General features: G+C 70.5%; 12 protein-coding genes and 1 riboswitch. Of the genes, 11 read left to right on the top strand and 1 reads right to left on the bottom strand.

Features of this window, described 5'->3' with window-relative positions:
• The first annotated feature begins 188 nt into the window (after positions 1–188).
• From ACZ303_RS28535 to ACZ303_RS28490, 10 genes are all read left to right on the top strand, one after another.
• Positions 189–797, top strand: coding sequence for a CDP-alcohol phosphatidyltransferase family protein (locus ACZ303_RS28535; protein WP_467343336.1), 609 nt, complete (start codon positions 189–191; stop codon positions 795–797).
• A gap of 116 nt (positions 798–913) precedes the next feature.
• On the top strand, positions 914–3,409 hold the full coding sequence (locus tag ACZ303_RS28530; RefSeq protein ID WP_467343335.1) for a sugar phosphate nucleotidyltransferase: 2,496 nt from the start codon (positions 914–916) through the stop codon (positions 3,407–3,409).
• Between the two features lie 92 nt (positions 3,410–3,501).
• Entirely contained in the window at positions 3,502–4,401 is a 900-nt protein-coding gene (locus tag ACZ303_RS28525) for a DUF881 domain-containing protein (protein ID WP_467343334.1), read from the top strand.
• Positions 4,398–4,730, top strand: a complete 333-nt coding sequence (locus ACZ303_RS28520; RefSeq protein ID WP_071964751.1) for a small basic family protein — start codon at positions 4,398–4,400, stop codon at positions 4,728–4,730. The genes ACZ303_RS28525 and ACZ303_RS28520 overlap by 4 nt, the downstream gene beginning before the upstream one ends.
• A 5-nt stretch (positions 4,731–4,735) precedes the next feature.
• Complete coding sequence (locus ACZ303_RS28515; protein WP_467343333.1) at positions 4,736–5,770, top strand: DUF881 domain-containing protein; 1,035 nt, start codon at positions 4,736–4,738, stop codon at positions 5,768–5,770.
• A 130-nt stretch (positions 5,771–5,900) separates the two neighbouring features.
• Positions 5,901–6,743, top strand: a complete 843-nt coding sequence (locus ACZ303_RS28510; protein WP_467343332.1) for an FHA domain-containing protein — start codon at positions 5,901–5,903, stop codon at positions 6,741–6,743.
• A gap of 41 nt (positions 6,744–6,784) precedes the next feature.
• A complete protein-coding gene (gene ftsR, locus ACZ303_RS28505; RefSeq protein WP_467343331.1) occupies positions 6,785–7,567 on the top strand; it encodes a transcriptional regulator FtsR in 783 nt (260 codons plus the stop codon).
• 52 nt (positions 7,568–7,619) lie between these two features.
• A complete protein-coding gene (locus ACZ303_RS28500) occupies positions 7,620–8,093 on the top strand; it encodes a bifunctional nuclease family protein (RefSeq protein ID WP_030364453.1) in 474 nt (157 codons plus the stop codon).
• Between the two features lie 189 nt (positions 8,094–8,282).
• Positions 8,283–8,891, top strand: coding sequence for a MerR family transcriptional regulator (locus tag ACZ303_RS28495; RefSeq protein WP_467343349.1), 609 nt, complete (start codon positions 8,283–8,285; stop codon positions 8,889–8,891).
• A gap of 90 nt (positions 8,892–8,981) precedes the next feature.
• Positions 8,982–10,568: a DNA polymerase IV gene (locus tag ACZ303_RS28490; protein ID WP_467343330.1), complete on the top strand. Its 1,587-nt coding sequence runs from the start codon at positions 8,982–8,984 to the stop codon at positions 10,566–10,568.
• Here the strand turns inward: ACZ303_RS28490 and ACZ303_RS28485 are convergent.
• Positions 10,475–10,861: a PRC-barrel domain-containing protein gene (locus ACZ303_RS28485; protein WP_467343329.1), complete on the bottom strand. Its 387-nt coding sequence runs from the start codon at positions 10,859–10,861 to the stop codon at positions 10,475–10,477. The genes ACZ303_RS28490 and ACZ303_RS28485 overlap by 94 nt on opposite strands.
• A 143-nt stretch (positions 10,862–11,004) precedes the next feature.
• A riboswitch (glycine riboswitch) is annotated at positions 11,005–11,112 on the top strand.
• Positions 11,113–11,302: 190 nt separating this feature from the next.
• On the opposite strand from ACZ303_RS28485, the gene gcvP reads away from it, so the two are divergent.
• Complete coding sequence (gcvP, locus tag ACZ303_RS28480; protein ID WP_467343328.1) at positions 11,303–14,188, top strand: aminomethyl-transferring glycine dehydrogenase; 2,886 nt, start codon at positions 11,303–11,305, stop codon at positions 14,186–14,188.
• Positions 14,189–14,267 lie beyond the last annotated feature (79 nt).

The following is a 14,267-nucleotide window of genomic DNA, read 5'->3' as shown; positions in this document are numbered from 1 at the left end:
GGGGACCGTGTGGGAGAGTAGGACGCCGCCGAACAAATTTTATAGAAAGCCCCGGTGGGAACTTCGGTTCCCACCGGGGCTTTCTGCATTTCCGGCCCCGATCGTCCCACCCCTCTGCATCGGCCGGCTATGTCTGCGGGTAGGGTCATGGGGCATCGTTGGTACATTTCCCCACAGGAGGCCCCCGGGTGGAGGTCCAGGAGACGCGCGTACAGACCAACCGCGTCCTCACCATCCCGAACATCCTCAGCATGGCCCGCCTCGTCGGCGTACCCCTCTTCCTGTGGCTGATCCTTCGCCCAGAGCTCGATGGCCACAACAGCGACGGCTGGGCATTGCTGGTGCTGGCACTGAGCGGCGTCAGCGACTACCTCGACGGCAAGCTCGCCCGCCGCTGGAACCAGATCAGTAGCCTCGGCCGGCTCCTCGACCCGGCAGCCGACCGGCTCTACATCCTCTCCACCCTCGTGGGCCTCACCTGGCGGGACATCCTGCCGCTCTGGATGACCGCGGCCCTTCTCGCGCGCGAGGCGATGCTGCTGGTCATGGTGTGGATTCTGCGCCGCCACGGCTATCCGCCGCCGCAGGTCAACTTCCTCGGGAAGGCCGCGACCTTCAACCTGATGTACGCGTTCCCGTTGCTGCTTCTCAGTGACGGTGGCGGCTGGTTGCCCTCACTCGCCGCGATTTTCGGATGGGCGTTCGCCGGATGGGGTACAACGCTCTATTGGTGGGCAGGGATCCTCTATGTGGTCCAGGTCCGCCGGCTGGTGAAGGCGGACCGCCAGTCCGACTGACGTCGCCGGAGTTCCGGAGCCATTCCGGGAACGGACGTCGTATCCGGGATACGCAAAACGGCTCGGGCGCGTTCAGTCGGTATGACCGTCGTCTCTTCAAGGAGGACGCTTCCGACATGAAGGCCGTCGTGATGGCCGGCGGCGAAGGCACACGCCTTCGCCCCATGACCTCGAGCATGCCCAAGCCGCTCCTGCCGGTGGCCAACCGGCCGATCATGGAGCATGTGCTGAGACTGCTCAAACGGCACGGGCTCACCGAGACCGTGGTGACCGTGCAGTTCCTTGCCTCACTCGTCAAGAACTACTTCGGTGACGGCGAAGAGCTCGGCATGGAGCTCACCTATGCCAATGAGGAAAAGCCACTCGGCACGGCGGGCAGCGTCAAGAACGCCGAAGAAGCGCTCAAGGACGATGCCTTCCTGGTGATCTCCGGAGACGCCCTCACCGATTTTGACCTGACCGACCTGATCCGGTTCCACAAAGAGAAGGGCGCGCTCGTCACCGTCTGCCTCACCAGGGTGCCCAATCCCCTGGAATTCGGCATCACGATCGTCGACGAGAACGGCAAGGTCGAGCGCTTCCTCGAAAAGCCGACCTGGGGCCAGGTCTTCTCCGACACCGTCAACACCGGCATCTACGTCATGGAGCCGGAGGTCTTCGACTACGTCGAGGCCGACGTCCCCGTCGACTGGTCCGGTGATGTCTTCCCGCAGCTGATGAAGGAAGGCAAGCCCGTCTTCGGCTATGTCGCCGAGGGCTACTGGGAGGACGTCGGCACCCACGAGAGCTACGGCAAGGCCCAGGCCGACGTCCTCGAAGGCAGGGTCGACGTCGACATAGACGGTTTCGAGATCTCGCCCGGCGTCTGGGTGGCCGAAGGCGCGGAGGTCCACCCCGACGCCGTACTGCGCGGCCCGCTCTACATCGGCGACTACGCCAAGGTCGAAGCCGGCGCCGAGATCCGTGAGCACACCGTCGTGGGCTCCAACGTCGTCGTCAAGAGCGGAGCCTTCCTCCACAAGGCCGTCGTCCACGACAACGTCTACGTAGGGCAACAGAGCAACCTGCGTGGCTGTGTCATCGGCAAGAACACCGACATCATGCGCGCCGCCCGGATCGAGGACGGAGCGGTCATCGGCGACGAGTGCCTGATCGGTGAGGAATCGATTATTCAGGGCAACGTCCGCGTCTATCCCTTCAAGACCATCGAGGCGGGCGCGTTCGTCAACACCTCGGTCATCTGGGAGTCTCGCGGCCAAGCCCACCTCTTCGGCACCCGCGGCGTCTCCGGCATCCTCAATGTGGAGATCACCCCCGAGCTCGCGGTGCGGCTCGCCGGCGCGTACGCCACCACACTCAAGAAGGGCTCCACGGTCACCACGGCACGTGACCACTCCCGCGGCGCGCGGGCGCTCAAGCGCGCGGTGATCTCCGCACTGCAGGCCAGCGCCATAGACGTACGTGACCTGGAGAACGTACCGCTGCCGGTGGCCCGCCAGCAGACCGCGCGGGGCAGCGCCGGCGGCATCATGATCCGTACCTCGCCCGGGGTGCCGGACTCCGTGGACATCATGTTCTTCGACGAGCGCGGCGCCGACCTCTCCCAGGCCGGTCAGCGCAAGCTCGACCGGGTCTACGCCCGCCAGGAGTACCGGCGGGCCTTCCCCGGCGAGATCGGTGACCTGTCCTTCCCCTCCAGCGTCTACGACTCCTACACCGGCTCCCTGCTGCGGTCCGTGGACACCACCGGAGTCGCCGAGGCCGGGCTCAAGGTCGTGGTCGACGCGTCGAACGGCAGCGCGGGGCTCGTGCTGCCCAGCCTGCTGGGCCGGCTCGGCGTGGACGCGTTCGTCATCAACCCGGGTCTCGACGAGTCGCGCCCGACCGAGACCGCCGACACCCGCCGCTCCGGGCTGGTCCGGCTGGGAGAGATCGTCGCGTCGGCGCGGGCCGCGTTCGGGGTGCGGTTCGACCCCGTGGGCGAGCGGATCTCCCTCGTCGACGAGCGGGGGCGCATCGTCGAGGACGACCGGGCCCTGCTCGTGCTGCTCGACCTGGTCGCCGCCGAGCGGCGCAGCGGAAAGGTCGCCCTGCCGGTCACGACCACCCGGATCGCCGAACAGGTGGCCGCTTACCACGGGACGCAGGTGGAGTGGACGACGACGTCGCCCGACGACCTGACCAGGGTCGGGCGCGCCGACACGACGATCTTCGGCGGGGACGGGCGCGGCGGGTTCATCGTGCCCGAGTCCAGCAGCGTCTTCGACGGCACGGCCGCGTTCGTACGGCTCATCGGCCTGGTGGCCCGTACGCAGCTCACGCTCAGCCAGATAGACGCCCGCATTCCCAGGGCACACGTCCTGCGCCGCGACCTGGCCACGCCGTGGGCGGTCAAGGGGCTCGTCATGCGGCACGTCGTGGAGGCGGCCGGGGACCGTTCGGTGGACACCACCGACGGTGTGCGGGTGGTCGAGGCCGACGGGCGCTGGGTGATGGTGCTGCCCGACCCGTCCGAGGCCGTGACGCACCTGTGGGCGGAGGGCCCTGACGACGCCTCGGCGCAGGCACTGCTCGACGAGTGGTCCGCGGTCGTGGACGGCGCCGGGCGCTGACCGACCCGTCGGCGCGACGGGCGCCGTCTCCCTGTTCCCGTATCCGGCACGCCGGTGGGGCCATTGGGAGACGGCGCCTCCCACGTGCGACGATGTGCGGCATGTCGCAGCAGCCCCCCGTTCGGAGGACGGTAACGCCGTCTCCGCGTCCCGATGCCTCGATGTCGCTGCTGACCAACGTGATGGACCACAGCCTCGACGACGGCTACGCGGAGGCGGCCGCCCGGCGCGGCGCGGACGGCGGCAAGGGGCTGCCCACCGCGCTGCGCGCCAAGTTGGGGCTGGCCGCCGCGCTGCTGCTGGCCGCGGCCGTGGTGACGATCGGTGCCGCCCAGGCGCAGATATCGGCACCGACACTGGCCAAGGAGCGCCAGCAGCTCATCGACCGCATCCAGAAGGAGTCCTCCGACGCCGACGCGCTGCAGAAGAGCGTCGACACCCTGCGGGACACGGTCGGCAGCAAGCAGCGTGACGCGCTGGAGAAGCACGGCGGGGACGAGGCCGATCTGGTGGCCCTGCTCGCCGGTGCCACCGCGGTGCAGGGGCCGGGCGTCAAGCTCGTCGTGGACGACGCCAAGCAGACCAAGCAGAGCGGTGGCGGCGGGCCGCGCGAGAGCAGCGGTTTCTCCGATACGGGCCGGGTGCGCGACCGTGACATGCAACGCATCGTCAACGGTCTGTGGCAGTCCGGCGCGGAGGCGATCGCGGTGAACGGGCAGCGGCTGACGGCGCTGTCGGCGATCAGGGCCGCGGGTGACGCCATACTGGTCGACAACAAGCCGTTGGTACCGCCGTACACGGTGCTGGCGGTCGGGGACGGGCAGCGGCTGAGCTCCGCTTTCCAGAGCAGCGCCGACGGGCAGTACCTGCGTGTTCTGCAGCAGAACTACGGGGTGCGCTCAAGCATTTCCGCTCAGGGCGAGGTACGGCTTCCGGCCGCGCCGAGCCTGATCGTACGTACCGCAAAGCCACAGGGGAAGGGCACATCGTGATCGCCGTATTGGGCCTCATCGTGGGAGTCGTGGTCGGACTTGTCGTCCGCCCCGTGGTGCCGACGGCGGTCGAGCCCTACCTTCCGATCGCTGTCGTGGCGGCGCTCGACGCGGTGTTCGGCGGCCTTCGGGCGATGCTCGACGGGATCTTCGACGACAAGGTGTTCGTCGTCTCCTTTCTGTCCAACGTGGTGGTCGCCGCCCTGATCGTCTTCCTCGGGGACAAGCTCGGCGTCGGGGCGCAGCTGTCCACCGGTGTCGTGGTCGTCCTGGGTATCCGGATCTTCTCCAACGCTGCCGCCATCCGGCGGCACATCTTCCGGGCGTGAGGCCGATGAGCACCGACGACACCCCGGACGAGCCCACGCGCCGGCCCGCGTCCGACGGGGCGGGTGAGCCGGAGCGGCCGAGGACGCCGGAGGAACCGGCCGAGGCGGCGAAGAATTCCGGCGAGCCGAGCCCCACCGGCCGGCCGGAGGGGCCCCGGAACGCCGCGACTCCGGACGAACCGGTCGAAGAACCGGAGAGGCCGACGAAGCCGACGAAGGCTCAGAAGCCGGATGCCGCCGGGGAGCCGCCAACGCCGGACGAGCCCGAGCGGCAGCCCGCAGAAGAGCCCCCCGCGGAAGCGCCTCCCGCGGCCCCTCCGCTGACCGGGCGTCAACGCCTGGTCAGCGGCCTCTGGCCACCCCGGCTGACCCGGGCGCAGCTCACCGTGGCCGTGCTGCTGTGCGTGCTCGGCCTCGGCCTGGCCATCCAGGTCCGTTCGACGAACGACAGCAGCGCTCTGCGCGGTGCCCGGCAGGAGGACCTCGTACGGATCCTCGACGAGCTGGACAACCGCACCAAGCGGCTGGAGGACGAGAAGCGACGGCTGGAGGGGCAGCGCACCGAGCTGGAGAGCAGCTCCAACCAGGCCGAGGAGGCCCGTAAGCAGACCGCGCAGAAGAAGGATCAGCTCGGCGTGCTCGCGGGCACGGTGGCGGCCCAGGGGCCCGGCATCGAGCTCACGGTGAGCGATCCCAAGGGCGCGGTCGAGGCGGACAAGCTGCTCGACACCCTCCAGGAGCTGCGCGCCGCGGGCGCGGAGGCGATCCAGATCAACGACGTCCGGATCGCGGCGGACACTTTTCTCTCGGGCGCGGCGGGGAAGGTGGAGATCGACGGCAAAAAGGTCTCGCAGCCCTACCGGTTCAAGGTGATCGGCAAGCCGCAGGACCTGGAGCCGGCGCTGAACATCCCCGGTGGCGTCGTGCAGACGCTGGAGAAGGAGCAGGCGACGGTCACGGTCCAGAGGTCTGAGAAGATCGTTGTGGATGCCTTGCGCCCGGCGAAGCGGCCTGACTACGCTCGGTCGTCATCGCGGTGAGGCGGGCGGGCACGGTGGCCTCACGTGGCGGCCACGAGCTTGCGGGGGGTCGGCGCACCAAGTCGAGGGTGCGTGGTGGAAACTGTCTGTTGACCACGGACGTTATACGGATGTCCAGGTCGGACGGTGTGTGCATCGAGGGTTTGTCCTGCCCCACGGGCGGGTCTGTTTCGGTCAAGGGGAATCGCCCGTGAAGTTGTTTGCGAAGTTGTTCGGCAAGAGCGCACGCCAGGAGGGTGGCAGCTCCGCTCGCCACCGCGCGTCGCGCCCCGTGGAAGGCGGCGAAGGGGCCCAGGAGGGGCGCCCGCTGTTCCGGGACCAGGTCGGTGCGCCCGGAGGAGACATTTCGGGTGGGCAGGGCGCGTCTTCTGTTGACCCTGCCGCCACCGGACCCATAGGTTTCGGGGGACCAGCGACCTCAAGTGCGGGTGGAGGGTTTGCCTTGCCGGTATGTACGAGGTGTGGCCACCGGAATGCCGAGGCCAGTCGGTTCTGCTCCAACTGCGGTGCACCGCTGCGCGCCGGTGCCGTCGCCGAGCGGGCCTCCGAGACGACGTCGACGATCTCCATCTCCGGGCTGGAGGCGTACGACTCCGAGACGACCGGCCAGACGCCGATCCCGCAGCTCTCTCCCGAGGCGCAGGCGGCCGTCGACGCCCTCCCGCTGGGCTCCGCCCTGCTGGTGGTGCGGCGCGGGCCGAACTCCGGCAGCCGCTTCCTGCTGGACGGCGAGCTGACCACGGCGGGCCGGCACCCGCAGAGCGACATCTTCCTCGACGACGTCACCGTCTCGCGGCGCCACGTCGAGTTCCGCAGAGCCCAGGACGGCGGCTTCACCGTCGCGGACGTCGGCAGCCTCAACGGCACGTACGTCAACCGTGAGCGGATCGACTCGGTCCCGCTCCAGAACGGCGACGAGGTCCAGATCGGCAAGTACCGCCTGGTCTTCTACGGCAGCCAGCGGGGCATCTGACCCTCCGCCGGACTCCGTCCGGGGTACCCCAGGGAAGGGCCATGCTTCGAACACCGTCGGGCGGTGCCGGGAGAGCCGGTGCCGCCGGAGCGGACGGACGGCTGATGAGCATCGGGACGGTGCTCAATCTGCTGCGTGACGAGTTCCCCGAGGTCACCATCTCCAAGATCCGTTTCCTGGAGGCGGAGGGCCTGGTCGAACCGCAGCGCACGCCGTCCGGCTATCGCAAGTTCAGCACGGCCGACGTCGAGCGGCTGGCCTATGTGCTGCGGATGCAGCGCGACCACTATCTGCCGCTCAAGGTCATCAGGGAGCACCTCGACGCGCGCGCCGAGGGCGAACAGACGCCGCTGCCGGCCCCCGGGCAGCCACGAGACGCCATGGAGCTCCCGGGCGCCGTTCCGGGCCCCGAGGGCCCCCTGGCCCTCCTGGCCGACGGCTCGGGCCATCCGGCGGCGACGCGCGTGGGCCGGGCGGAGCTCCTGGCCGCCACCGAGGTCACCGAGCGTGAGCTGGCGGAGTGGGAGTCGTACGGCCTGGTCGCCGCCCACCCGGACGGCGGATTCGACCTCGATTCCGTCGCCGTGGCCAAGCTGGTCGCCGATCTGGGCCGTTTCGGCCTGGAACCCCGCCACCTCCGCGCCGTGAAGGCCGCTGCCGACCGCCAGGCCGGGCTGGTCGAACAGGTGGTCGCCCCCTTGCGCCGGCACCGTAATCCGCAGACCAGGGCCCATGCCGAGGCCACGGCGAGGGAGCTCGCGACGCTTTCCGTACGGCTGCACGCCGCGCTCGTGAAGGCCGCTCTGCGCGGGGGATCGCGCTGACCGGAGAGTGCCCGACTACCCAAACCTGCCGGGCACGTCCTAGGGTTGCTGTGTGAACGAGCTCGATGTCGTGGGTGTCCGGGTGGAAATGCCCTCCAACCAGCCGATCGTGCTCCTGCGTGAAGTGGGAGGCGACCGTTACCTCCCGATCTGGATCGGACCGGGAGAGGCGACGGCCATCGCCTTCGCCCAGCAGGGCATGGCCCCGGCCCGTCCGCTGACCCATGATCTTTTCAAGGACGTCCTGGAAGCGGTCGGTCAGCAGCTCACGGAGGTCCGCATCACGGATCTGCGGGAGGGCGTCTTCTACGCGGAGCTCGTCTTCGCCAGTGGGGTCGAGGTCAGCGCCAGGCCGTCCGACGCCATAGCGCTGGCCCTGCGCACCGGTACGCCGATCTACGGCAGCGACGGGGTGCTGGACGACGCCGGGATCGCCATCCCGGACGAGCAGGAGGACGAGGTCGAGAAGTTCCGCGAGTTCCTCGACCAGATCTCGCCGGAGGACTTCGGCAGCAGCAGCCAGTGAGGCTCGCGCCGGCCACGCGGAAGCGGTGGCCGCAGCGCATTCGAGTAGCCTTTCCCGGCGCTGGGGTACGCAAAACCACTCTCTGGGTGATTATCACTCGGCGTGCCGAGTGTGGCGATCGTTGACGCACCCCGGGCGACTGCCTACCGTCGTGAAGGCAGGTCAAGGACGGAGGTCGGCGTGAGAAGCATGGGCGACGGTACGGCGGTCGGCAGTCCGTTTCCGCTGTACGGGGGGACGGTCGAACAGCCCTCTTCCCGTCATGCGATCCCGGCAGCGGGCACCACGCCGCAGGGGCCGGAGACCGACAAGATCGGATATCGCGGGCCGACGGCGTGCGCCGCGGCGGGCATCACCTATCGCCAGCTCGACTACTGGGCCCGCACGGGCCTGGTCGAGCCGAGCGTCCGGCCGGCCTACGGCTCGGGCACCCAGCGGCTGTACAGCTTTCGGGACGTCGTCGTTCTCAAGATCGTGAAACGGCTTCTGGACACCGGCGTCTCCCTCCAGAACATCCGTACCGCCGTCCAGCACCTGCGCTCGCGCGGCATGGGGGACCTGCCGCAGATGACGCTGATGAGCGACGGCGCGACGGTCTACGAGTGCACCTCGCCGGACGAGGTCGTCGACCTCCTCCAGGGCGGGCAGGGGGTCTTCGGGATCGCCGTGGGCGTCGTGTGGCGCGATGTGGAGAGCGCGCTGTCCCAGCTGCACGGCGAGCGCGTGGACACGGGCGAGACGCTCATCGGCCACAACCCCGCCGACGAGCTGGCACGACGCCGCAACAGGGCGGTCTGAGGCCCCGCCGGGCCATGGTCCCCGGCGCGCTCACGGCGTGCCGGTGGCACATCAGAGCGATTGTCAGTGGTGTGCGGGAGCATCGGGGGTGTGAGAGCCGCACCGACCATCCTGCATCTGGACATGGACGCCTTCTACGCCTCGGCGGAGCAGGCGGCCAAGCCCAGCCTGCGCGGGAAGCCCGTGGTGGTCGGCGGCATCGGGCCGCGCGGTGTGGTGGCCACGGCGTCGTACGAGGCACGGGTCTTCGGGATCCACTCGGCCATGGCGACCGCCCAGGCGCGTCGGCTGTGCCCCAACGCCGCTTACCTCACCCCTCGGTTCACCCTCTACCGCCAGGTCAGCGAGGCGGTCATGGAGCTGCTCGGCGCGCTCTCACCGCTGGTGGAGCCGCTCAGCCTCGACGAGGCGTTCGTGGATCTCGAAGCGGGCGGCGTCGAGCCCTCGTCGGCGGCCGTCCGGGCCGTCGGCGAGCGGCTGCGGCGGGACATCCGGGCGGCCACGGGACTGAGCGGGTCGGTGGGGCTGGCCGGCTCCAAGATGCTAGCCAAGATCGCCTCCGAGCAGGCCAAGCCGGACGGCCTCGTCCTCATCGAGCCCGGCACCGAGCTCGCGCTGCTGGGCCCCATGTCGGTGCGCGTCGTCCCCGGCGTCGGCCCCGCCACCGCCGAGACGCTGCGCCGGGCCGGGATCACGACCGTCGCCGAGACCGGCGAGGCGGGCGAGGCCGAGCTGGTGCGGCTGCTGGGCAAGGCCCACGGCTCGGGTCTGTACGCACTGGCCACCGGGCACGACGACCGGCCCGTCGTCGCCGACCGGGACGCCAAGTCGGTGTCGGTGGAGGACACCTTCGAGGAGGACGTGACCGACCGGACCCGCGTCCAGCTTGAGCTGGCGCGCCTCGCCGATCGCTGCGTGGAGCGCCTGCGCGCCGCAGGCCGGTCGGGGCGCACAGTGGTGATCAAGGTGCGGCGCTATGACTTCTCGACGCTGACGCGCTCGGAGACGCTGCGCGGCCCGACCGACGACCCGGGAGTGGTGCGGGAGGCCGCCGGGCGGTTGCTCGACGGTGTGGACACCACGGCGGGCGTACGGCTGCTGGGCGTCGGCGTGACGGGCCTGGCCGACTACACCCAGGAGGATCTGTTCGCCCAGGCCGCGAGCGAGGCCGCCGCGGCCGTCGCCGAGATGGCGCCGGAGACCGGCGCGGAGACGCGGCGGACGGCGGAGGAGGAGAGCGTCGAACGGCGGCCCCGGCGCTGGCTGCCGGGGCTGGATGTGCGGCACGCCGAGTATGGGGCGGGCTGGATCCAGGGCAGTGGCGTCGGACGGGTCACCATCCGGTTCGAGCAGCCCTGGTCGGCGCCCGGCCGGGTGCGGACCTTCGCCGTCGACGACCCCGAGCTCGAAGCGGGGGAGCCGCTGCCGCTCGTACGGGAGGCCGGCGAGCCGCGGTCGCCGGGGGGCGGAGGGTCGGCGTCCGCCGCGGAGTCACCGGGTGTCGGTCGGCCACCGGCGGGTGATCACTCGGCGGCAGCTCATCCGTCCGCCGGTCGCGCGGCGGAGTCCTCCACGCCGGCCGGTCAGCCGCCCGAGCCGTTGACCGTGCCCAGCCCCTCGTCGGCGGGCGAACCGGTCGGCGGTGGGGTCTCGGAGCCGGGGAGGGCGAGACCATAGTGATGGTAGAGCTGCAATTCCTGCTCGGGGGAGAGGTGACGGCCGACCCCGAAGTCGGGCGCGTCCCTGATCAGCGACCGCTCGTAGGGGACGCGCAGGGTGTCGTCCACGACCTGGCTCGGCTCCAGGGGCACGAAGGCGTCCCGGCCGAAGAGGCCGGTGCGGACGGCCGCCCATTCCGGTTCACCGGTCGCGTCGTCGAGGTACACCTCGTCCACGGTGCCGATCTTCGCGCCATTGAGGTCGAACGCCTTGCGGCCTATCAGGCTCCGCGGATCGATATCGGTCTGCACCGTTCCTCCCAGGTTCGCGCGGCCCCCGGGGCACCCTCGGCGAAGCTCCGAGCGCCCCCGACACCAACGAAAAGCCACAAAGCGGGAACCGGCCACTCGAGGGATCCGGTCAGACCCGCGCTGGTAGGCTGGCGAGTGGCCGCAGACCCCGTGCGGGAGAGTCCCCAAGAGCCGTTCACCGGCTCCGCAGGGGGCGCCGAAGGAGCAAATCCTCCCCGGAATCTCTCAGGCACACGTACCGCATGGACGAGGTCACTCTGGAAAGCAGGGCGGGCCCAGGTCAGGCACAGCGCCGAAGCCCCTCCTCACCGACGGTGAAAGCCGGACCGCGCGCACGCGGCCCGGTGAAGCTCTCAGGTTGAGATGACAGAGGGGGAGGCCGTCCGGGTACCCGCGCCGTGGTACCCCTCGCAGGTCGCAATGACCAGGAGGCCTCCGCAGATGACAGCCCACCGCATCTCCCTTTCCGACCTGGAGCGGGGCACGCCCTTCGAACAGCGCCACATAGGGCCCGACAGCGGGGCCCAGGCCAAGATGCTGGCCCAGGTCGGGTTCGGCTCGCTCGACGAACTCACCGCCGCCGCCGTGCCGGACGTGATCAAGAGCACCGAGGCGCTGGACCTGCCCGCCGCCCGCAGCGAGGCGGAGGTCCTCGCCGAGCTGCGCGGTCTCGCCGACCGCAATCAGGTGCTCGCGCCGATGATCGGCCTCGGCTACTACGGCACCTTCACCCCGCCGGTGATCCTGCGCAACGTCATGGAGAACCCCGCCTGGTACACGGCGTACACGCCCTACCAGCCGGAGATCTCGCAGGGCCGCCTCGAAGCGCTGCTGAACTTCCAGACCGTGGTCGCCGACCTCACCGGCCTGCCCACCTCCGGAGCCTCCCTGCTCGACGAGGGCACCGCCGCCGCCGAGGCCATGGCGCTCTCCCGCCGCGTCGGCAAGGTCAAGGACGGCGTCTTCCTCATCGACGCCGACACCCTGCCGCAGACCGTCGCGGTGATCGAGACCCGCGCCGAGCCGACCGGCGTCGAGGTCGTCGTCGCCGACCTCCGCCAGGGCATCCCCGACGACATCGCCGAGCGCGGCGTCTTCGGCGTCCTGCTGCAGTACCCCGGCGCCTCCGGTGCCGTACGCGACCCGCGCCCGGTCATCGAGCGCGCCCACGAGCTCGGCGCGATCGTCACCGTCGCCGCCGACCTGCTCGCCCTGACCCTGCTGACCTCGCCCGGCGAGCTCGGCGCGGACATCGCGGTCGGCACCACGCAGCGCTTCGGTGTGCCCATGGGCTTCGGCGGTCCGCACGCCGGGTTCATGGCCGTGCGCGAGAAGTTCGCCCGCAGCCTGCCCGGCCGCCTCGTCGGCGTCTCCGTGGACGCGGACGGCAACAAGGCGTACCGCCTGGCCCTCCAGACCCGCGAGCAGCACATCCGCCGCGAGAAGGCCACCAGCAACATCTGCACCGCGCAGGTGCTGCTCGCCGTCATGGCCGGCATGTACGCGGTCTACCACGGCCCCGACGGCCTCGCGGCCATCGCGCGCCGTACGCACCGCTACGCCACGCTGCTCGCGGAGGGGCTGCGGGGCGGCGGTGTCGAGGTCGTGCACGGCGCGTACTTCGACACCCTGACCGCGCGCGTCCCCGGCCGGGCGGCCGAGGTCGTCACGGCGGCCCGCGAGCGCGGCGTCAACCTGCGCCTGGTCGACGCCGACCAGGTGGGCATCGCCTGCGACGAGACCACCACGCGCGCCCAGCTGGCCGCCGTGTGGTCGGCGTTCGGGGTGGAGGCCGACATCGAGGCGCTCGACGCCACCACGGCCGACACGCTCCCCGAGGGCCTGCTGCGCACCGACGACTACCTCACGCACCCGGTCTTCCACCAGCACCGCTCCGAGACCGCGATGCTGCGCTACCTGCGCCGCCTCGCCGACCGGGACTACGCCCTGGACCGCGGCATGATCCCGCTCGGCTCGTGCACCATGAAGCTCAACGCCACCACCGAGATGGAGCCGGTCACCTGGCCCGAGTTCGGTGCCCTGCACCCCTTCGCGCCCGTCGAGCAGGCCGCCGGCTATCTCACGCTCATCACGGAGCTGGAGGAGCGGCTCGCCGAGATCACCGGCTACGACAAGGTCTCCATCCAGCCGAACGCCGGCTCCCAGGGTGAGCTCGCGGGCCTGCTGGCCGTCCGCGCCTACCACCGCGCCAACGGCGACGAGCAGCGCACCGTCTGTCTCATCCCGTCCTCCGCGCACGGCACCAACGCCGCCAGCGCCGTGATGGCCGGCATGAAGGTCGTCGTCGTCAAGACCGGCGAGGACGGCGAGGTGGACGCCGCCGATCTGCGCGCCAAGATCGAGCAGTACCGCGACGAGCTGTCCGTGCTGATGGTCACCTACCCCTCCACGCACGGGGTGTTCGAGGAGCACATCAGCGACATCTGCGCGCTCGTGCACGAGGCGGGCGGCCAGGTCTACGTCGACGGGGCCAACCTCAACGCCCTGGTGGGCGTGGCCGAGCCGGGCGAGTTCGGCGGCGACGTCTCGCACCTGAACCTGCACAAGACCTTCTGCATCCCGCACGGCGGCGGTGGCCCCGGCGTGGGTCCGGTCGGCGTCCGCGCCCACCTGGCGCCCTACCTGCCCAACCACCCGCTGCAGCCGACCGCGGGCCCCGCGACCGGCGTCGGCCCGATCTCGGCCGCGCCGTGGGGCTCCGCGGGCATCCTGCCGATCTCCTGGGCGTACGTCCGGCTGATGGGCGGCGAAGGCCTCAAGCGCGCCACCCAGGTCGCGGTGCTCGGCGCCAACTACATCGCCAAGCGCCTTGAGCCGCACTACCCGGTGCTCTACACCGGCCCCAACGGCCTGGTGGCGCACGAGTGCATCGTGGACCTGCGGCCGCTGACCAAGGCGACCGGCGTGAGCGTCGACGACGTCGCCAAGCGACTGATCGACTACGGCTTCCACGCGCCGACCATGTCGTTCCCGGTCGCAGGGACCCTGATGATCGAGCCGACGGAGAGCGAGGACCTCACCGAGCTGGATCGTTTCTGCGAGGCGATGATCGCCATCCGCGCGGAGATCGAGAAGGTCGGCTCGGGCGAGTGGGACAAGGACGACAACCCGCTGCGCAACGCCCCGCACACCGCCGCCTCGGTGACCGGTGGGTGGGACCGCCCCTACACCCGCGAGGAGGCCGCCTTCCCGGCCGGGGTCTCCGCCGCCGACAAGTACTGGCCGCCCGTGCGTCGGGTGGACGGCGCCTACGGCGACCGTAATCTCGTCTGCTCGTGCCCGCCTATGGATGAGTACGAGGGCTGATACGACGGGTGACGGAGGGCTGAGTGCCCTTTGGCCCGAGTCGGGGCCGGTTCGGCGAGTGCGCCGGGCCGGCCCCTTG

The organism is Streptomyces sp. NPDC023527, from assembly GCF_055560115.1.
Note: the sequence above shows the minus strand (reverse complement) of the source record. Positions and strands in the feature narration are given on the sequence as shown.

What these genes read in the sequence shown, in the direction of transcription:
- ACZ303_RS28530 (WP_467343335.1), top strand. Translation starts at nt 914, where the DNA reads ATGAAGGCCGTCGTGATGGCCGGCGGCGAAGGCACACGCCTTCGCCCC.
- ftsR (WP_467343331.1), top strand. Translation starts at nt 6,785, where the DNA reads ATGCTTCGAACACCGTCGGGCGGTGCCGGGAGAGCCGGTGCCGCCGGA.
- gcvP (WP_467343328.1), top strand. Translation starts at nt 11,303, where the DNA reads ATGACAGCCCACCGCATCTCCCTTTCCGACCTGGAGCGGGGCACGCCC.
- ACZ303_RS28525 (WP_467343334.1), top strand. Translation starts at nt 3,502, where the DNA reads ATGTGCGGCATGTCGCAGCAGCCCCCCGTTCGGAGGACGGTAACGCCG.
- ACZ303_RS28515 (WP_467343333.1), top strand. Translation starts at nt 4,736, where the DNA reads ATGAGCACCGACGACACCCCGGACGAGCCCACGCGCCGGCCCGCGTCC.
- ACZ303_RS28495 (WP_467343349.1), top strand. Translation starts at nt 8,283, where the DNA reads ATGGGCGACGGTACGGCGGTCGGCAGTCCGTTTCCGCTGTACGGGGGG.